Raw genomic sequence first — 18,589 nt, 5'->3', positions numbered from 1 at the left:
TCAGGGGGGCGGCCCGCCGCCTTCGCGGCGGCGGCGCTCGCCCTGCGGGCCGGAGCCGGCGCGACGCGGGCCCGATGCTCCGGCGCGTGGGCCAGCGGCCGGGCGCTCGCCCTGCAGTTGCACGCGCGAGCCTTCGCTCAGCCGGTCGCCACCCTCGGTCACGACCAGCTCGCCGGCCTTCAGTCCTTCGGTGATGGCCACCACATCGACCGTTGACTCACCACGCTTCACCGTGCGCATCTGCACCGTACGGTCTTCGCCGATCACGTAGACATAGGGGCCCTTCGGGCCGGTTCGCACCGCCGTCACCGGCACCACGATCGAATCGAGCGTGCGCAGCGTGAGCCGCACATTGACGAACTGGTTAGGAAAGAGCGTTGCAGCGACATTCTCGAAACGCGCCTTGGCCCGGACCGTGCCGGTGGTGGTGTCGACCACGTTGTCCAGCGTGGAGAAGGTGCCGAGGTCGAGCGTGGTGCTGCGGGTGCGGTCGAAGGCGGCCACCGCCAGCGGCTTGCCCTGCGCGAGCTGCTGCTGAATTTCCGGAACGCGGTCCTGCGGCACCGAGAACTGCACGTCGATGGGGTTCATCTGCGTGATGACGGCGATGCCGGTGGTCGAATTGGCCGTCACCGTGTTGCCCTGATCGACGCCGCGCAGCCCGATGCGGCCGGTGATGGGCGCCGTGATGCGGGTGAACTCGACGTTCACGCGGGCCGCGGCTTCCGAGGCTTTGTCGGTGATGACGGTGCCTTCGAGCTGCTTGACGAGAGCGGCCTGGGTGTCGACATCCTGACGGGCGATCGAGTCCTGGCCCAGCAGCGTGCGGTAGCGCGACAGCGTGACGCGCGCCGCCTCGAGCTGCGCCTCGTCGCGCACCCGCGTGCCTTGCGCCTGCATCAACGCCTGCTCATACGGGCGCGCGTCGATGCGTGCGAGCAGTTGCCCCTTCTTCACCGTCTGCCCTTCGGTGAACAGCACGTCGGTCAGCACGCCACCGACCTGCGCCTTGAGGGTGATGGTCGCCAGCGGCGTCACCGTGCCGAGGGCGTCCAGCGTGATCGGCAACTCGGCCTGGCGCGCGGCGGCGTGGCCCACTGTGACCATGCCAGCGCCGAAGGCACCAGGACCGCCCGGTCCGCCGAAGCCACCGGCCCCCGCGGCCGGGGGTCGCTTGATCAGATACCAACTGCCTCCTGCCAGGAGCGCGACGACCAGCAGTGCGATCAGGGTCCCGATCCAGCGGCGCCGACGCGAGGGGGGCGGCGCCGGTGTGCGCGGAGATTCGGCAGGGGTCGGGGCGGCAGGGGTGGGGTGGTCCATGGGATCGAGAGGCGGCTCAGGTCAGCCGCGAGTAGAGCCCGGCATCGTAGCTGGCAACCCGCTTGCACCGTAAACGCGGCGTAAAGCGCAAAAGGAAGGCAAGGCAACGACCAAGCCTCGTTCGGCCGAGGGGCCCGCAAAACGAAAAGCCCCTGTCGCAGAAACTGCGACAGGGGCTTGCCTATCTCTGAAAAAACTGGCGGAGTGGACGGGACTCGAACCCGCGACCCCCGGCGTGACAGGCCGGTATTCTAACCAACTGAACTACCACTCCTGGTAGACAACGTTCGCTTCTTGCGAAGCCAAGTGTTGACCACTTGTTGCCGGCTTCACTTGCGTGAAACTGGCGACCCTACGGGGATTCGAACCCCGGTAGCCACCGTGAAAGGGTGGTGTCCTAGGCCTCTAGACGATAGGGTCAAAACCTTGGAACCGCGCTGCGATCAGCGCTTGTTTCTTCTACTCGACAAACCAATGGTGGAGGTAAACGGGATCGAACCGATGACCTCTTGCATGCCATGCAAGCGCTCTCCCAGCTGAGCTATACCCCCTTGGGTGTCGAGCCTCAGATTATAGACTGAAAAAATCAGCCCTTCAAACGCTCGATCACTTTTTCTTTAGAAAAGATCGCGAGCACCGCATCGAGCGACGGCGTCTGCGGTGTGCCCATCACCAGAACGCGCACCGGCATTGCCAGGGCGGGCATCTTCATGGCGTGTGCGGCGAGCACTTCCTTGATCGCTGCAGCGATCGACGGCTTGTCCCACACGGCGATGGCGGCGAGCTTGTCGGCCAGCGTGTCCAAGGCCGGGCGCACGGCATCGGTCACATGCTGTGCACGGTCCGCGTCACTCGGCATCACGTCGGCGTAGAAGGCGGCAGCCCAGTCGGCCAGCGCCACCGTGGTTTCGCAGCGATCCTTGAAAAGCGCGCAGATGGCGGTCAAGCGTGCATCGGCTCTGATGCCGCGCTTGTGCAGTTGCGCTGCGACCAGGGGCGCGAGTTCATCGTCGGCCTTGGCCTTGATGTACTGACCGTTGACCCACGCGAGCTTGGCCGCATCCCATTGCGCCGGGCTCTTCGACAGGTGCGAGCCGTCGAACCAGCCAACCATCTGCTCGCGCGTGAAGAGTTCGTCGTCGCCATGGCTCCAGCCCAGGCGCGCCAGGTAGTTCAGCATCGCCTCGGGCAGGTAGCCGTTCTCTTCATAGGCCGTGACGCTCACCGCGCCGCGGCGTTTCGACAGCTTCTGGCCGTCGTCGCCCAGGATCACCGGCAGGTGGCCGAAGGCCGGCAGCGGTGCGCCCAGTGCGCGGAAGATGTTGATCTGCCACGGCGTGTTGTTGATGTGCTCGTCGCCACGGAAAACGTGCGTGATCGCCATGTCCCAATCGTCGACCACCACCGCGAAGTTGTAGGTCGGCACACCGTCCGGCCGCACGATGATCAGGTCGTCGATCTCGCGGTTGTTGATGGTGATGTCGCCCTTCACCAGATCGTTCCAGGTCACATCTCCCTCGACCGGGTTGCAGAAACGCACCACCGGCGGCACGCCCTCGGGCACGGGTGGCAGCACCTTGCCGGGTTCCGGGCGCCAGCGGCGGTCGTACAGCGTCTTCTCGCCGCGGGCACGCTGTGCCTCTCGCGTCGCCTCGAGCTCTTCGGGCGTGCAGTAGCAGTGGTACGCCGTGCCGGCCTCGAGCATCTGCGCAACCACGGCTTGGTAGCGGTCGAGCCGCTGCATCTGGTAGATCGGGCCTTCGTCGTAGTCCAGGCCGAGCCACTTCATCGACGCGAGGATCTGGTCAACCGCGTCCTGCGTGGAGCGCGCGACGTCGGTGTCTTCGATGCGCAGCACGAACTGGCCGCCATGGTGCTTCGCATAGGCCCACGAATAGAGCGCCGTGCGGGCGGTGCCCAGGTGCAGGAAGCCGGTGGGCGATGGCGCGATGCGCGTTCTTACGTGTTGAGTCATTGGGGGAGCGAGTCCAGACCGCGCAGCAGGTCGGTCTTGATATCTTCGAGATGGTCCAGGCCGACGGCGAGGCGGATCAGGCTCTGGCCGATGCCGGCTGCTTGCCGCTGTGCTTCGGTCAGGCGCCCGTGCGACGTGGTGCCCGGGTGCGTGATGATGGTCTTGGTGTCGCCCAGGTTGGTCGCGATGCTCACGACGCGGGTGCTGTCGATCACATGAAAAGCGTTCTTGCGCGCCGTGGCCGGGTCGTCGCCGCGCACGTCGAAGGACACCACCGCCCCGCCCTGCCCCGACTGCTGGCGCATCGCCAGTTCATGCTGCGGATGCGACGCGAGCCCCGGGTAATGCACGCGCGACACCATCGGGTGGCCTTCGAGCCACTGCGCCACGGCCAGCGCGTTGGCCGACTGCGCCTGCATGCGGATGCCCAGCGTTTCCATGCCCTTGAGCACGACCCAGGCATTGAACGGTGCGAGCACCATGCCGGCGGTGCGCACGACGGTGCCGAACACGTCGACGATCAGGCGCGACGGACCGCAGATGGCGCCGGCCATCACGCGGCCCTGCCCGTCGAGGTACTTGGTGCCCGAATGAATCACGAGGTCGGCACCGAACTCGGTCGGCCGTTGCAGCGCTGGCGAACAGAAGCAGTTGTCGACCGCCAGCAAGGCGCCCGCATCGTGCGCCAGGTCGGCCAGCGCGCGGATGTCGCACACCTCGGTCAGCGGATTGGTCGGCGTCTCGGCGAACAACAGTTTGGTGGTCGGGCGCATCGCCGCGCGCCATTCGGTCACGTCGGTCTGCGAGACGAAGGTCGTCTCGACGCCGAATTTCGCGAACTCCTTGCCGAACAGGTTGAGCGTGGAGCCAAAGACCGAACGCGAGCAGATCACATGGTCACCCGCCTTCAGCAGCCCCATGCACATCATCAAGATGGCGCCCATGCCGCTCGAGGCGGCGATCGCCGCTTCGGTGCCTTCGAGCGCGGCCAGCCGCTGCTCGAAGCTCGCCACCGTCGGGTTGGCGGTACGCGAATAGGTGAAGCCCTCCTCGGTGCCGGCGAAGCGGCGTGCCGATGTTTCGGCGTCGGGCTGCACGAAGCCGCTGGTCAGATAGAGCGCCTCGGAGTTCTCGCCGTACTGGCTGCGCTCACCGGCCGCGCGCACGGCCAGCGTGTCGCGATGCAGGCCGGGCGGCAATGTTCGTTCGGTCACAGGGTCTCCGGGTTCATTCAGCGTGGTTGGGCAACGCCAGGCGAGACGAGTCTTCTTCCGTCTCCTCGATGCGCGGCCGGCTGCCGTTCATGCGCAGGATGGCATCGCTGTCGATGTCGCCGGTCACGTAGATGCCGTCGAAGCACGACGAGTCGAAGCCGTCGAGCTTTGGGGCACCGGGCGTGGTCGGCGACGCCTTCATCACGGCGCGCTTCATGCCTTCGACGTCCTGATAGATCAGTGCGTCGCAGCCGATCAGCTCGCGAATCTCTTCGATGGTGCGGTCGTGCGCGACCAGTTCGCCCTTGGTCGGCATGTCGATGCCGTAGACGTTGGGGTAGCGCACCGGCGGCGCAGCGCTCGCCAGGTACACCTTGTTCGCGCCGGCGTCGCGCGCCATCTGCACGATCTCGCGGCTGGTGGTGCCGCGCACGATCGAGTCGTCCACCAGCAGCACGTTGCGGCCCTTGAACTCGCTCGCGATCACGTTGAGCTTTTGGCGGACCGACTTCTTGCGAACGCCCTGCCCCGGCATGATGAAGGTGCGGCCGACGTAGCGGTTCTTCACGAAGCCTTCGCGGTATGGAATGCCCAGCAGGTGCGCCAGTTGCGTCGCGCTTGGGCGGCTCGATTCGGGGATCGGGATGATCACGTCGATTTCGCTCGGCGGTACGGTCGACACCACGCGCTTGGCCAGCGTCTCGCCCAGGTTCAGGCGGGCCTGGTAGACCGAGATGCCGTCCATCACCGAATCGGGCCGCGCCAGGTAGACGAACTCGAACATGCAGGGGTTGAGCGTCGGCGCGTCGGCGCACTGCTCGGCATGCACCTGGCCCTGCAGGTCGATGAAGACCGCTTCGCCCGGCGCGATGTTGCGCTCGAACACATGGCCCGAGCCTTCGAGCGCGACCGACTCGCTCGCCACCATCACGGTACCGTCGGCGCCGCGGCCCATGGCCAGCGGACGGATGCCGTACGGGTCGCGGAAGGCCACCAGGCCGTGGCCGGCGATCAGCGCTACCACCGCGTAGGAGCCGCGCAGACGGCGATGCACGGCGCGCACCGCTTCGAACACGGTGGTCGAGTTGAGCATGCCGCCGCGGGTCGAGCGCTCGATCTCGTGCGCCAGCACGTTCAGCAGCACTTCCGAATCGCTCTCGGTGTTGGTGTGACGGTGGTCGGTCGAGAACAGCTCGGCACGCAGCGCATGCGCGTTGGTCAGGTTGCCGTTGTGCACCAGCACGATGCCGTAGGGCGCGTTCACGTAGAAGGGCTGCGCCTCTTCCTCGCTGTAGGCATTGCCGGCGGTCGGGTAGCGCACCTGGCCCAGGCCCACGTCACCCGGCAGCGCGCGCATGTTGCGGGTGCGGAACACGTCGCGCACCATGCCCTTGGCCTTGTGCATGAAGAACTTGCGTTCCAGCAGCGTGACGATGCCGGCGGCGTCCTGACCGCGGTGCTGCAGGAGCAGCAAGGCGTCGTAGAGCAATTGATTGACGGGCGCGCTGCTGACAACGCCGACGATTCCACACATGGGACTTTCCTCTCAGGGCAGGTAACTGGCCAACTTCTCTGGCAATGCAGGCTTCAGGCCCTGCAATGCCGCATCCAGAACAAGCGCGCTGTGCGATTCGCGCCACCAGGCGCTCTCGCTCAACGACAGCAAATGCACAACCACCGCCACGGCCAGCAGCGCGACCGCGCCGCGCGCCAGGCCGAACACCGCACCGAGCATCCGGTCGACCGGCCGCAGCCCGACGGCGGCGATCAGCTTGCGCGTCAGCGCGGCGATCAGCCCGACGCCGAAGGCCACGGCGATGAAGATCAGCACGAAGGCCAGCGCATAGCGCCACGAAGCCTCCGGGTCGCCGCTGATGGGCAGCCACGCCGCCACATCGCCCGCGAACCACTGCGCACTGAAAAAAGCCACGACCCACCCGGCCAGCGAAATCACCTCGAACACCAGGCCGCGCACCAGCCCCAGCACCAGCGACACCGCCAGCAGCACGACGGCGATCCAGTCGAGCAGGGCCACGTGGATGCGCGATGCCTACAAGCTGAGGACGGCCGCGGGCAAAGACAAGCCCTTGACCTTGGCCGCCGCCTTGTCCGCCTCGGCGCGCGACGCGAACGGGCCGACACGCACACGCGTGCGATCACCGTCGGGCGTCTTGGCCACGTTGGTGTAGGTCTTCAGACCGGATTTCTCGAGCTTCTGCCGCACCTCGCGCGCCTTGTCGGCTTCGGCGAAAGCACCGACCTGCACCACGAAGCGACCGGCATCGTCCGACGCAGCCGCCGGCTTGGTGGCCGCAGCGGCAGCGGCGGCCGCAGTCTTGCCATCGAGCAGCGCTCGGGCACGGGCGCCATCGTCGGCCGGCTTGGCCGCCGTGGCGGTCGCGGGTTTGGAGTCTGGCTTCGGCTCGGGCTTGGGTTCTGGCTTGGCCTCGGGCTTGGGCTCGGGCTTCGGCGTGGGCGGCGTCTCGGCTGGCGGCGCCGACGCGACGGGTCGGTCGGACATCACTTCCCGACCGTCGGCCGTCTCGGTGATGACGCCGTTCGCCGGCGCGCTGGCGCCCGCACGCGGGCGGTCCCCGGCGGGCGGCGCGGCCGGTGTCGGCGCGGGCGTCTGGGCAACCGGAGCCGGCAAGGGCGCGACCTTGTTGCGATCAGGGATCTCGATGGGGATGTCGACAGCCACCGGTCGCGGCTGGGTGTCGAAGAGCAGCGGGAAGCCGATCACGCCGACCAGCACCAGCACCGCCGCGCCGAGTAGCCGATGGCGTGCGCGCCGGCGCATGGTTTCGACGCTTTCCGCCGGGGCCGCCGACACCGGGGTGTTGCGGCTTTCATTGGCCGGCTGGCCACGCGAGCGGAACTTGAAGAACGCCATGAATTCGTTTCCCTGATTGAGTGCAGCGCGGTGTGTTTGCGAGGGGCCGGACACCCGCCGATCAGGCGCCTGACAGCAGGTGTTTGCCCTGCAGACGGGGCGTTCCGTGCGCGAGCACGCCGCCCACCGTGAAGAACGATCCGAAGACAACGATTCTATCAGCGGGGTCCGCCGCCTCGATGGCCGCACGGAGCGCCGACATCGGGTCGGCATGCATGCTCGACGCCACGTCCTTGCGTGTGTTCTGAGCCGCCCACTGCGCCTGGACGGCCGCACCAGTCGCCGCACGCGGCGTCGGCAGATCGGTGAAGTACCAGCGGTCGATCAGCGGCCCGATGCGCGACAGGATGGGGGTCAAGTCCTTGTCCGCCATCACACCGAACACGGCATGCGTGGTCGGGTAGAAACCCATCGCATCGAGGTTCTCGGCCAGTGCCGCCACGGCATGGCCGTTGTGCGCGACGTCGAGCACCAGCGTGGGCTGGCCAGGGAGGATCTGGAAGCGACCCGGCAACTCGACCATCGCGAGCCCGGTGCGGATCGCCTGTGCGGTGATCGGCAGGGTTTGTCGCAGCGCCTCGAGGGCGGCCAGCACGCCGGCGGCGTTCAGCAACTGGTTCGCCCCGCGCAGCGCCGGATATGCCAGGCCGCTGTAGCGCCGCCCGCGTCCGCTCCAGCCCCACTGCTGCTTGTCGCCCGACACGTTGAAGTCGTGCCCGAATCGCCACAGGTCGGCACCGATCTCGCGGGCATGGTCGAGCACGCTTTGTGGCGGCATCGGGTCGCTCACGATGGCCGCCCGGCCAGTGCGCAGGATGCCGGCCTTTTCTCGGCCGATGCTCTCGCGGTCCGGGCCGAGGAAGGCCATGTGGTCGAGGTCGATGCTGGTGATCACCGAACAGTCGGCGTCGATGATGTTGACCGCGTCGAGCCGCCCGCCCAGGCCGACCTCGAGGATCGCCACGTCGGGCTTCGCCTCGGCCATGCAGCGCAGGATGGCCAGCGTGGTGAGCTCGAAGTAGGTCAGTGGGATCTCGGCACGGGCCGCGTCGACGGCCTCGAAATGCGGCACCAGCAGCGCGCCGTCGACCGCCTCGCCCTTCAGGCGCAATCGCTCCTCGAAATTCACCAGGTGGGGCGACGTGAAGACGGCTGTGCGATAGCCGGCGTGCCCGAGGATCGACTCCAGCATCGCGCAGGTCGAGCCCTTGCCGTTGGTGCCGGCGACCGTGATCACCGGACAGTCGAAGGCCAGGCCCAGGCGCTGGGCCACGGTGCGGGTGCGCTCCAGGCCGAGTTCGATGGTCTTGGGATGCTGTCGCTCGGCGTGCGCGAGCCAGTCGGCTAGGGTTTTCATGGAGGCCGGCATTGTCGCCGACCGGCCAGGACGGCATGATTCCCGGATGACAACAACCCTTTACGGCATCCCGAACTGCGACACCGTCAAGCGCGCCCGCGCCTGGCTCGATGACCACGGCATCGCCTACCGCTTCCACGATTTCAAGAAGGAAGGCGTGCCCGAGGCCGAACTGGACCGCTGGCTGAAGGCGCCGGGCTGGGAGGCGCTGGTCAACCGGCGTGGCGCCACCTGGCGCAAGCTGGACGACGCGACCCGCGCCACCGTGGTCGACGCCGGCGCCGCCCGCGCGGTGCTGCTGGCCCACCCCAGCCTGATCAAGCGCCCGGTCGTCCACTGGAGCGGCCGCCCGGACGTTACAACAGGGTTCGATGTGGCCGAGTGGTCCGGGCGGATCTGAGCCGTCCGGTTGAACCCGGCACGCCGAATCGCATCCAATCTTCCTGACACGAGCCCCCCGCCGCTCAAACCAAGGAGTTCGACATGCACAACAAGATGTACACCGCCGCTCTCGGCTTCGCCCTGCTGGGCACCCTGGCCACCGGCAGCGCCCTGGCCCAGCAACAGGTCCAGGCCCGCGTGGTCTCGGCCACCTACGCCACCGAGCCGAACGGCCGCACCGGCTACAACGTGACCTACGAGTACCAAGGCCGCGAATACAACACCTTCACCGACAACCACCCCGGTAGCACGATCCCGGTCGACGTGAGCGCCTATGGCGTGATCACCGCCCCGGTGGCGCCGCAGTCGTCGCTGAACGGCGAACCCATCGCCGAGAACGGCAATGGCCGTGCACCCTGGGAAGGCGTGGTGCCCGAGCGGGGCGTGGTGGTGTCGTCGGCCCGCCCGCCCGCCCCGGCCTACTACGCCGCGCCGAGCTATCCGGCGCCGGTGTACATGGCGCCGCGACCGGTCTACGTCGCGCCGGCCTATGGCTACGGGTATGGCTATGCGCCGGCCTACGCCTACCCGCCCGTCGGGCTGTCGCTGAATCTGGGCTACTCGCGCGGTTGGGGCGGTCATCGCGGCCACTGGCGCTGAGGGCGGCACGGGGGCGGCGGCAAGCCCTAAAATCGCGGGCTTTGCGGCTTTCTCTTCAGCGCACCCGCGCCCTTCCCCTTCCATGACGATCAACGAAACCCTCGCCTGCACCGCGGTCGCGACCAAGGCCAATGTCTATTTCGATGGCAAGTGCGTGAGCCACAACCTCACGCTGGCCGACGGCACGAAGAAATCGGTGGGCGTGATCCTGCCGGCCACGCTGACCTTCAGCACCGGCGCGCCGGAGATCATGGAAGGCGTGTCGGGCCGCTGCGAATACCTGCTCACGGGCAGCAGCGAATGGGTGTCGTCGAGCGCTGGCGAAAAATTCAGCGTGCCGGGCAACTCGAGCTTCCAGATCCGCGTGAGCGGCGAACCCTACAGCTACATCTGCCACTTCGGCTGAACCGGACGCCCACGCCATGTCGACCATCCTCCAAAACGTTCCCGCCGGCCAGAAGGTCGGCATCGCCTTCTCCGGCGGCCTCGACACCAGCGCCGCTTTGCACTGGATGAAGCAGAAGGGCGCGATTCCCTACGCCTACACCGCCAACCTTGGCCAGCCCGACGAGCCGGATTACGAAGAGATCCCGCGCAAGGCGATGCAGTACGGCGCCGAGAAGGCCCGCCTGATCGACTGCCGCAGCCAGCTCGCGGCCGAAGGCCTCGCTGCCCTGCAGGCCGGTGCCTTCCACGTGACCACGGCCGGCGTCACCTACTTCAACACCACGCCGCTGGGCCGTGCCGTGACCGGCACGATGCTGGTGAGCGCCATGAAGGAAGACGACGTCCACATCTGGGGCGACGGCAGCACCTACAAGGGCAACGACATCGAGCGCTTCTACCGCTACGGCCTGCTCACCAATCCGGCGCTGAAGATCTACAAGCCCTGGCTCGACCAGCTGTTCATCGACGAGCTCGGTGGCCGCGCCGAGATGTCGGCCTTCATGACAGCCGCCGGCTTCGGCTACAAGATGTCGGCCGAGAAGGCCTACTCCACCGACTCCAACATGCTCGGCGCCACGCATGAGGCGAAGGACCTGGAGCACCTCAACAGCGGCATCAAGATCGTGAACCCGATCATGGGCGTCGCGTTCTGGAAGGACGAGGTCGAAGTCAAGCGTGAGGAAGTCACCGTGCGCTTCGAGGAAGGCCGCCCGGTCGCCCTCAACGGCAAGGAATACCCCGACCTGGTCGAACTGATCCTGGAAGCCAACCGCATCGGCGGCCGCCATGGCCTGGGCATGAGCGACCAGATCGAGAACCGCATCATCGAAGCCAAGAGCCGCGGCATCTACGAGGCCCCCGGCCTGGCGCTGCTGTTCATCGCCTACGAGCGCCTGGTGACCGGCATCCACAACGAAGACACGATCGAGCAGTACCGCGACAACGGCCGCAAGCTCGGCCGCCTGCTCTACCAGGGCCGCTGGTTCGACCCGCAAGCCATCATGCTGCGCGAGACCGCCCAGCGCTGGGTGGCGCGCGCCATCACCGGCGAAGTGACGGTCGAACTGCGCCGCGGCAACGACTACTCGCTGCTCAACACCGAGTCGGCCAACCTCACCTACAAGCCCGAGCGCCTGAGCATGGAAAAGGTCGAAGGCGCCTTCACGCCGCTGGACCGCATCGGCCAGCTGACGATGCGCAACCTCGACATCATCGACACGCGCGACAAGCTGGCGATCTATACGAAGACTGGATTGCTGTCGCTGGGCGACGGCGCTTCCGTGCCGCGCCTGTCGAACGACGGCGAAAACTGAGCGGCTGAGCGCTTCTTCTCTGAGGCCTGGGCGTCGATGACTCCCAGGCCTTTTTCGTTTCGGCGCCCAGCGCCTAGCGTGGGATGCCGCAGGTGTTGATACCAAGCAACGTGTACAGCGGGCAGAAGCTGAAGAGCCCCGTCAACAGCGGCACCACACCGATGTAGCCCCAATACCCCACCGTGCCAGTTGCGGCCAGGGCAATCAGTGCCAGCCCCACGACGATGCGCAGTGCGCGGTCGACGGTTCCCGTGTTTCTTGTCATGCTCGGACTCCTGGTGGCGAGGCGAAATCTGCCTCGGTGCCATTGGGCATCCGTGTCGGCGACGAGAACCTGATCCAGATCAGCTTTGCGGCACGCGCACAAGTTCCAACAAAAGAATGCCTGCCGGGGTTTGCCGACGGTGGCGCCCTCGGGCGACCTTTCAGTCTAGAAAACGTTGCGCGTGATCGGTCGGCGGCATCAGACAGGTTTCGCTCCGGCCGAACCATCGATACCGGTTGCGCGCAAGCCATCGATAGAGCGCATCGCGCAACAGTGCCGGAACCAGCCACGCAGCCCACGCCAGGCGCCAAGGCCAGCCCAGCGCATGCAGTACCCGCAAGATGGCTGCTGTGTGCTGCCAGCTGCGATCGCCGTCGACGAGCAACAGGGTCTGCAGGTCCTGAACCTGCAATCCAGCACGGGCCAGCAGCGCCTGTCCATTCACACCCTGGATCGATGCGAAACGCAGAACGCGCCGGCGATCGTGGCGCAGCAGGAATCGAACCCAGCCATCGCACAGCAGGCATTGCGCATCGAACACGACGATCACGACCAGGGCCTCGCCGTCGACAGGTCGAGGTGGCCGCGATAGGCTGCCACGGTGCCGATACCGGGCAGGCCGCCCCGCACGTCGAAATGCAGCTCATGCGCGACGCCCGTCTCGACTGCATGCACGCGCGGCATCAGCCAGCGCGGGCACGGCACGCCGAAGCAGCAAACGCGCCGCAGCCGCATCACCAACGCGCCCGCTTCCGCGGTCAGGGTGAAGTGCAGGCGCAGCGGACCGAGTTGTTCCACCAGATCGCCACCATGCAAGCCCATGCGGGAGCGCATCGTCCGGCCTGGAAAGTAACGGGTCCAGCTTTCGGCGTCCGGGCGCGCGTCGAGTTCGAAGCGAATCGCGTGTCGGCCCTGTTGCTGCGGCGTGCCCAGCCGTCGCGCGATCCAACGTGCTGCGCGTGTCTGCGGCGCGGCGGTTTCAGCCCAACCGTCAAAGGCGACGCGCCCCATGCTGCTGTGGAATTCGTGCACGGCCGGAGACAGTTCGCTGAACGCAGCGCCCATGAGCGTCGCATAGAGAGGCATGCTCAATCGCCACCTCCACCGCCGCCACACCCCCCACCGCCGCAGCCCGATCCCCCATCGCTTCCGCTGCTGCTGTCACTCGATCCGCCGTCGCCACTGCTCGGTTCGCTGCCACCGAAGCCGCCTGAATCGCCCAAGCCGGAATCCGAGCTGGTGTCGCCGAAGCTGCTGCCGCAGTGCGCTCCCGAACCCGCGGCGCGGTCGATGGCACTGCAATCGGGCACGTAGCTGAAGCCACCCGCGATGGCGAACTTGGCGTCGAGCGCGAAGAGCAAGGGCACCCGGCTGGGTTGGCGCGGGTCGATGCTCTCCTCCTTGCACGCCCAGTACCAGGTGCGCCGCAGGCCGTCGTTGCGCTTGGCGCTGCGCCCGAGGACCTCGGCCGGCGTGTGGTGCAGCATGCCGCCGAAGGCGTAGCGGCACCACTGTTGGTAGGCCTGGGTGTGGAGGATGAATTCATGCCAGGCGGAGTCGACCACCTTGGACGGCATGCCGACAAACTGCCGCTTGCTGCGCAGGTGCGCCATGAAGAACTGCCGCAGGCCGCGCACGACGAGCTCGGTGTCGCGTGGCTGGAGTTGCGGGTAGAGGTCGCGCAGCTTGTCGAGCAGAAAGGGCGGCAGGCGCGCCTCGCGGACGAACTGCCGACGCGCACTCTCCTGCCAGGCCTTGAGCGCACCGTTCAAAACTGCGGCGATCACCAGACCGAGCACCAGCACACCGACGTTCTGCATGGCCGCCGCAGCCGCAATGGCCACGTACCAGACCAGCCGGCGCGCCCATTGCAGCGCCGTGATGCGCTTGCGGAAGGTGAGCGACGACAGCGCCGTCACACCACCACCGGTTCCGGCTCCAGCCGGATGCCGAAGCGCTCGTACACACTCGTCTGGATCGCCTTGGCCAGCGTCATGACCTCGCCACCGGTGACAGGGTCTTCGCGGCCGCCGCGGTTGACGAGCACCAGCGCCTGCTTCTCGTACACGCCGGCGTTGCCGACGGTCTTGCCTTTCCAGCCGCAGGCGTCGATGAGCCAGCCGGCCGCCAGCTTGATGCTGCCGTCGGCCATCGGGTAGTGCACGATCTTCGGGTCGCGCGCGATGATGTCGGCGCACTGCTCGGGCGTCACGGTCGGGTTCTTGAAGAAGCTGCCGGCGTTGCCGAGCACGCGCCAGTCGGGCAGCTTGGCGCGGCGGACAGCGCAGACCCAGTCGAAGATGTCTTTCGCATCCGGCGTGAAGTTGCCGGTCTCTTCCATCTTGCGTTCGAGGTCGAGGTAGCCGACCACGGCTTTCCACGGCTTGGGCAGGCGAAAGCGCACCCGGGTGATCAGCGCGCGGCCGGCCAGGCCGAAGTCGTTGTCGCCGGTCGCCGCGTGCTTGAACACCGAATCGCGGTAGCCGAAGGCGCATTGGGCGGCATCGAGCGTAAACGCGCGGCCGGTGACCAGATCGATCGCGTCGAGCGAGTCGAAGCGGTCCTGCAGTTCGATGCCGTAGGCGCCGATGTTCTGCACCGGCGCACCACCGACGGTGCCGGGGATCATCGCCAGGTTCTCCAGGCCGGGGAACCCGTTCTCCACCGTCCACTGCACGGTGTCGTGCCAGTTCTCGCCGGCACCGGCCTCCACGATCCAGGCGCGGGCGCCGTCTTCGACCAGGCGCAGGCCTTTGATCTCGACCTTGAGCACCAGCGGTTTGACGTCGCCGGTGAGCACGATGTTGCTGCCGCCGCCGAGCACGAACTTGGGCACGTCGCGCCACTGGGCGTCGGCCCGCAGCGCGGCCACGTCGGCCTCGCTCGCGATGCGTGCCAGGTGCTGTGCGCGCGCGACGATGCCGAAGCTGTTGAAGGGCTGCAGCGCGACGTTGGACTCGACGATCATGGGAGAATTGTCGCATTCACGCTGCGCTACAGAGGAGCCCTCATGCCGTCTTTCGACACCGTCTGCGAACCCAACCTTCCCGAAGTCAAGAACGCCGTGGAAAACACGGCCAAGGAAATCGCGACCCGCTTCGACTTCAAGGGAACGGCTGCCGCCGTCGAGCTGAAGGAGAAGGAAATCACCATGATCGGCGACGCCGAGTTCCAGCTCGTGCAGGTCGAAGACATCCTGCGCGCCAAGCTGACCAAGCGCAGCGTCGACGTGCGCTTTCTCGACAAGGGCGACGTCCAGAAGATCGGCGGCGACAAGGTCAAGCAGGTCATCAAGGTCAAGAGCGGCATCGAGACCGAAGACGCCAAGAAGATCACCCGCCTGCTCAAGGACAGCAAGATGAAGGTGCAGGCCGCCATCCAGGGCGATGCGGTGCGGGTCACCGGCGCCAAGCGCGACGACCTGCAGGCGGCCATGGCGCTCATCAAGAAGGATCTGCCGGACATGCCGCTGTCCTTCAACAATTTCCGCGACTGAGCCCCGCCCCATGAAAGCCCCGCTGCTCGCCCTGTGGCTGGGCCTCGCCGCTGCCGGTGCGCACGCCGATTCGGTGATGCTCACCGGCACCATCGGCAACCGCGCGATCCTGGTGGTCAACGGCGGTGCACCGAAGACGGTGGCCATCGGTGAAAAGGTGCAGAACGTGCGCCTGTTGTCGCTGCAGGACGGCCAGGCGGTCGTCGAATCCGCCGGCCAGCGCATCACGCTGCGGATGGATTCGCCGGTGAGTGTCGGTGGCGGCGGTGGCAACGCCGCAAGCGGTTCGCGCATCGTGCTCAATGCCGACAGCCGCGGCCACTTCATGGCCAGCGGCGCCATCAACGGCCGCAGCGGCGTGAGCTTCATGCTCGACACCGGCGCCACCACGGTGGCCATGTCGGTGGCCGATGCGACGCGCATCGGGCTCGACTACCAGAAGGGCACGCCGGTGCGCATGAACACCGCCAACGGCGTGGCCCAGGGCTACCGGATGCGGCTCGATTCGGTGCGGGTGGGCGACGTCGAAGTGCGCGACATCGACGCCATCGTCTCGCAGCAGCCCATGCCCTTCGTGCTGCTGGGCAACAGCTTCATCAACCGCTTCTCGATGCGGCGCGACGCCGAGCAGATGGTGCTCGAACGCCGCTTCTGAGCCCGTTGCTGCGCAGCCTTCAGCGCTGGGCCGCAGTGATCACGACTTCGATCTTGTAGCCCTTGTTCGCCAGCGCCGCCTGCACGGTCGCGCGCGGCGGCGTGTGGCCGGGCGGTACCCAGGCGTCCCACACCTCATTCATCGCGCCGATCTCGGCGATGTCGGTGAGGAAGATCTGCGTCATCAGGATGCAGGTCTTGTCGCTGCCGGCCTCGGCCAGCAGCTTGTCGATCATGGCGAGCACCTGCGCGGTCTGGCCGCGGATGTCGGCCGTGGTGTCGTCGGGCACTTGGCCTGCGAGGTAGACGGTGCCGTTGTGCACGGCCATCTCGCTCAGGCGCGCGCCCACGTGAAAGCGTTCGATCTCTGCCATGGTCATTCCTTTTTCTTCTTGGCACCGAGCTTCGACTCGGTGCCGGCCGCCAGTCGGCGGATGTTTTCGCGATGCCGCCAGACCAGCAACAGGCTGATGGCGATGAGGGTGAGGAGCACCGTCCGGTTCAGCGGCCAGGCGATGCCGCCACCGATGAGATAAAACGACGGCGCGAAGAAGGCCGCCACCAGCGACGCCAGCGACGAATAGCGGAAGAAGAAGGCGATGATGAGCCAGCTCATGCCGGTGGCGAGCCCCAGCATCCAGTCGATGCCGACCAGCACGCCTGCCGCCGTGGCCACGCCCTTGCCACCCTTGAAGCCGAAGAACACGGGGTACAGGTGGCCGATGAAGGCGGCCAGCCCGGCCAGCGCCGCGGTGCCCATCCCCATGCCGAGGTCGGGCCCGACCAGGCCGATGACGAACACCGGCAGCCAGCCCTTGAGCGCGTCGAGCACGAGCGTGGCCAGCGCCGCGCCCTTGTTGCCCGAGCGCAGCACGTTGGTGGCACCCGGGTTGCCGCTGCCGTAGCTGCGCGGGTCGGCCATGCCGAGCGACTTGCTCACGATCACCGCGAAGGAGAGCGAGCCCAGCAGGTATGACAGGACGATCGCGATGAACGAGGGGAGATGAAAGCTCAAAGGGGGACTCCGTGGGGCTGGCTATTCTGCCAGCGCGCACTGCACCGGCTGCGCGCCGAGCAGCGTCACGCACACCTGCGGGTCGATGCCGACCAGGTAGCCGCGGCGCCCGCCGTTGATGGCGATCTTCGGCAGGTCGAGGATGGTCGACTCGATGTAGACCGGCATGTCACGCCGGGTGCCGAAGGGCGAGGTGCCACCCACCAGGTAGCCGCTGTGCCGGTTCGCGACCTCTGGCTTGCAGGGCTCGACCGACTTGGTGCCGATCTGCCGCGCCAGGTTCTTGGTCGACACGGTGCGGTTGCCGTGCATCAGCACCAGCAGCGGTTTGGCGTCCTGGTCTTGCATGACCAGCGTCTTGACCACCGTGAACGGGTCGAAGCCGAGCACCGCCGCGCTGTGCTGCGCGCCGCCGTGCGCGAGGTACTCGTACGGATGCTCGGTGAAGACGACGCCGCGAGCGCGCAGCAGCTGTGTCGCTGGCGTTTCGCTGACGTGCGGCTTTCGCGCCATGACGCGCCGACCTCAGTTCGCAGGGTCGCGGATGTCCCAGCGAATCTTGTCGATCTCGGCCAGCACCTCCGGCGACAGCCGGGTGCCCCAGGCGTCGATGTCCTCGTCCAGCTGGGCCACCGAGGTCACGCCGATGATGGTGCTCGCCACCTGCCACTTGGTGTAGCAGAAGGCCAGCGCCATGCGCGTGGGCGTCATGCCGTGGTCGCGCGCGAGCTGGTTGTAGCGGCGCGCCGCACGAAACACATCGGCGCGACCCCAGCGCTGTTTGCGCACCGACTCGTAACGGGCGATGCGGGCGCCCTGGGGCGCGTCGGGGCCCTCGATGCCGCTTTGGTCGTACTTGCCCGTGAGCAGGCCGAAGCCCAGCGGCGAATAGGCCAGCAGGGAGACGTCCAGCCGATGCATCGTCTCGTCCAGTCCGTTCTCGAGCGCACGGCCGACGAGGCAGTACACGTTCTGCACCGAGGCCACACGTGGCAGCCCGTGCTGCTCGGCCAGGCGCACGAACTCGTGCACGCCGTACGGCGTCTCGTTCGACAGGCCGATGTGGCGCACCTTGCCGGCCTTGACCAGGCTGCCGAGTGCCGCGAGCTGGTCGTGGATGGACGTCTCCGACGTCTCCTTCGCCGGGTCGTAGTACAGCTGGCCGAAGGCCGGCACATGGCGCTCCGGCCAGTGGATCTGGTAGAGGTCGATCACGTCGGTCTGCAGGCGCTTCAGGCTGGCATCGCACGACGCCACGATGTCCGCAGCCGTCATGCCCTGCCCTTTGCGTACCCAGTCCATGCCGCGCGACGGGCCCGCGACCTTGGTGGCCAGCGTGACCTTCTGGCGCGCGCCGGGGCGCTTGGCGAACCAGTCGCCCAGGATGGTCTCGGTGGCGCCGAAGGTTTCGCGCCGCGCCGGCACGGCGTACATCTCGGCCGTGTCGAGGAAGTCGACGCCGCGCGCCAGCGAGCGATCGAGGATGGCATGGGCGGTCGGCAAATCGACCTGCTCGCCGAAGGTCATGGTGCCGAGGCAGATGGGGGTGACGTGCAGATCACTCTGCCCGAGTCGGATGCGTTGCATGGGGTGGAT

General features: G+C 67.2%; 22 protein-coding genes and 3 tRNA genes. 6 read left to right on the top strand and 19 right to left on the bottom strand.

All coding sequences use genetic code 11. The features are described 5' to 3' along the window. The 10 genes from ACSFA0_RS07800 to folC all read right to left on the bottom strand — a co-directional run bounded on the left by ACSFA0_RS07800 (window position 1) and on the right by folC (window position 8,774). Window positions 1-1,323, bottom strand: coding sequence for an efflux RND transporter periplasmic adaptor subunit (locus ACSFA0_RS07800; RefSeq protein WP_435449628.1), 1,323 nt, complete (start codon window positions 1,321-1,323; stop codon window positions 1-3). 197 nt (window positions 1,324-1,520) lie between these two features. Next, a tRNA-Asp gene (locus ACSFA0_RS07795) sits at window positions 1,521-1,597 on the bottom strand. A gap of 70 nt (window positions 1,598-1,667) precedes the next feature. After that, window positions 1,668-1,743, bottom strand: a tRNA-Glu gene (locus ACSFA0_RS07790). Between the two features lie 55 nt (window positions 1,744-1,798). Next, window positions 1,799-1,874: transfer RNA gene (locus ACSFA0_RS07785), tRNA-Ala, on the bottom strand. A gap of 35 nt (window positions 1,875-1,909) precedes the next feature. Then, on the bottom strand, window positions 1,910-3,298 hold the full coding sequence (gene gltX / locus ACSFA0_RS07780) for a glutamate--tRNA ligase (protein WP_435449627.1): 1,389 nt from the start codon (window positions 3,296-3,298) through the stop codon (window positions 1,910-1,912). Next, entirely contained in the window at window positions 3,295-4,512 is a 1,218-nt protein-coding gene (locus ACSFA0_RS07775) for an O-succinylhomoserine sulfhydrylase (protein WP_435449626.1), read from the bottom strand. The genes gltX and ACSFA0_RS07775 overlap by 4 nt, the downstream gene beginning before the upstream one ends. Window positions 4,513-4,525: 13 nt before the next feature. Beyond that, window positions 4,526-6,046 (bottom strand): amidophosphoribosyltransferase, encoded by a 1,521-nt coding sequence (gene purF / locus ACSFA0_RS07770; protein WP_435449625.1) that lies wholly within the window; start codon window positions 6,044-6,046, stop codon window positions 4,526-4,528. A gap of 12 nt (window positions 6,047-6,058) precedes the next feature. After that, the gene (locus ACSFA0_RS07765; protein ID WP_435449624.1) at window positions 6,059-6,547 is read right to left on the bottom strand and encodes a CvpA family protein; all 489 of its coding nucleotides are present in this window, start codon (window positions 6,545-6,547) and stop codon (window positions 6,059-6,061) included. A 15-nt stretch (window positions 6,548-6,562) separates the two neighbouring features. Then, on the bottom strand, window positions 6,563-7,405 hold the full coding sequence (locus ACSFA0_RS07760) for an SPOR domain-containing protein (RefSeq protein ID WP_435449623.1): 843 nt from the start codon (window positions 7,403-7,405) through the stop codon (window positions 6,563-6,565). Between the two features lie 61 nt (window positions 7,406-7,466). Then, window positions 7,467-8,774, bottom strand: a complete 1,308-nt coding sequence (gene folC, locus ACSFA0_RS07755) for a bifunctional tetrahydrofolate synthase/dihydrofolate synthase (protein ID WP_435449622.1) — start codon at window positions 8,772-8,774, stop codon at window positions 7,467-7,469. A 34-nt stretch (window positions 8,775-8,808) separates the two neighbouring features. Here folC and ACSFA0_RS07750 point away from each other — a divergent pair, with 34 nt between their 5' ends. From ACSFA0_RS07750 to argG, 4 genes are all read left to right on the top strand, one after another. After that, window positions 8,809-9,162: an ArsC family reductase gene (locus tag ACSFA0_RS07750; RefSeq protein ID WP_435449621.1), complete on the top strand. Its 354-nt coding sequence runs from the start codon at window positions 8,809-8,811 to the stop codon at window positions 9,160-9,162. Between the two features lie 83 nt (window positions 9,163-9,245). Further along, window positions 9,246-9,803: a hypothetical protein gene (locus ACSFA0_RS07745; protein WP_435449620.1), complete on the top strand. Its 558-nt coding sequence runs from the start codon at window positions 9,246-9,248 to the stop codon at window positions 9,801-9,803. An 82-nt stretch (window positions 9,804-9,885) separates the two neighbouring features. Continuing rightward, window positions 9,886-10,209: a pyrimidine/purine nucleoside phosphorylase gene (gene ppnP, locus ACSFA0_RS07740; RefSeq protein ID WP_435449619.1), complete on the top strand. Its 324-nt coding sequence runs from the start codon at window positions 9,886-9,888 to the stop codon at window positions 10,207-10,209. Between the two features lie 16 nt (window positions 10,210-10,225). Next, the gene (gene argG, locus ACSFA0_RS07735) at window positions 10,226-11,563 is read left to right on the top strand and encodes an argininosuccinate synthase (protein ID WP_435449618.1); all 1,338 of its coding nucleotides are present in this window, start codon (window positions 10,226-10,228) and stop codon (window positions 11,561-11,563) included. Window positions 11,564-11,636: 73 nt separating this feature from the next. On the opposite strand, the gene ACSFA0_RS07730 is transcribed toward argG, so the two are convergent. From ACSFA0_RS07730 to murB, 5 genes are all read right to left on the bottom strand, one after another. Beyond that, window positions 11,637-11,828 carry a YgaP family membrane protein gene (locus tag ACSFA0_RS07730; protein WP_435449617.1) on the bottom strand — a complete coding sequence of 64 codons (192 nt, stop codon included), beginning with the start codon at window positions 11,826-11,828 and terminating at the stop codon, window positions 11,637-11,639. 160 nt (window positions 11,829-11,988) lie between these two features. Further along, entirely contained in the window at window positions 11,989-12,378 is a 390-nt protein-coding gene (locus tag ACSFA0_RS07725) for a thiol-disulfide oxidoreductase DCC family protein (RefSeq protein WP_435449616.1), read from the bottom strand. Then, on the bottom strand, window positions 12,375-12,914 hold the full coding sequence (locus ACSFA0_RS07720) for a DUF4166 domain-containing protein (protein ID WP_435450924.1): 540 nt from the start codon (window positions 12,912-12,914) through the stop codon (window positions 12,375-12,377). The genes ACSFA0_RS07725 and ACSFA0_RS07720 overlap by 4 nt, the downstream gene beginning before the upstream one ends. 2 nt (window positions 12,915-12,916) lie before the next feature. After that, entirely contained in the window at window positions 12,917-13,738 is an 822-nt protein-coding gene (locus tag ACSFA0_RS07715; protein ID WP_435450923.1) for a glycine-rich domain-containing protein, read from the bottom strand. A 5-nt stretch (window positions 13,739-13,743) separates the two neighbouring features. Further along, window positions 13,744-14,796 carry a UDP-N-acetylmuramate dehydrogenase gene (gene murB, locus ACSFA0_RS07710; protein WP_435449615.1) on the bottom strand — a complete coding sequence of 351 codons (1,053 nt, stop codon included), beginning with the start codon at window positions 14,794-14,796 and terminating at the stop codon, window positions 13,744-13,746. A 42-nt stretch (window positions 14,797-14,838) separates the two neighbouring features. Here murB and ACSFA0_RS07705 point away from each other — a divergent pair, with 42 nt between their 5' ends. Beyond that, window positions 14,839-15,324, top strand: coding sequence for a YajQ family cyclic di-GMP-binding protein (locus ACSFA0_RS07705; protein WP_435449614.1), 486 nt, complete (start codon window positions 14,839-14,841; stop codon window positions 15,322-15,324). Between the two features lie 10 nt (window positions 15,325-15,334). Continuing rightward, window positions 15,335-15,979 carry a retropepsin-like aspartic protease family protein gene (locus ACSFA0_RS07700; RefSeq protein ID WP_435449613.1) on the top strand — a complete coding sequence of 215 codons (645 nt, stop codon included), beginning with the start codon at window positions 15,335-15,337 and terminating at the stop codon, window positions 15,977-15,979. Between the two features lie 19 nt (window positions 15,980-15,998). On the opposite strand, the gene ACSFA0_RS07695 is transcribed toward ACSFA0_RS07700, so the two are convergent. From ACSFA0_RS07695 to ACSFA0_RS07680, 4 genes are read right to left on the bottom strand one after another with little or no spacing between them, the layout of a single operon-like run. Beyond that, a complete protein-coding gene (locus ACSFA0_RS07695; protein ID WP_435449612.1) occupies window positions 15,999-16,352 on the bottom strand; it encodes a RidA family protein in 354 nt (117 codons plus the stop codon). Window positions 16,353-16,354: 2 nt separating this feature from the next. After that, on the bottom strand, window positions 16,355-16,993 hold the full coding sequence (gene plsY / locus ACSFA0_RS07690) for a glycerol-3-phosphate 1-O-acyltransferase PlsY (RefSeq protein WP_435449611.1): 639 nt from the start codon (window positions 16,991-16,993) through the stop codon (window positions 16,355-16,357). Between the two features lie 21 nt (window positions 16,994-17,014). Continuing rightward, a complete protein-coding gene (locus ACSFA0_RS07685; protein ID WP_435449610.1) occupies window positions 17,015-17,506 on the bottom strand; it encodes an aminoacyl-tRNA deacylase in 492 nt (163 codons plus the stop codon). A 12-nt stretch (window positions 17,507-17,518) separates the two neighbouring features. Continuing rightward, the gene (locus ACSFA0_RS07680; protein WP_435449609.1) at window positions 17,519-18,580 is read right to left on the bottom strand and encodes an aldo/keto reductase; all 1,062 of its coding nucleotides are present in this window, start codon (window positions 18,578-18,580) and stop codon (window positions 17,519-17,521) included. Window positions 18,581-18,589: the final 9 nt, after the last annotated feature.

This window comes from Variovorax restrictus, assembly GCF_051216715.1.
Classification (GTDB): Bacteria; Pseudomonadota; Gammaproteobacteria; order Burkholderiales; family Burkholderiaceae_C; genus Variovorax.
Note: the sequence above shows the minus strand (reverse complement) of the source record. Positions and strands in the feature narration are given on the sequence as shown.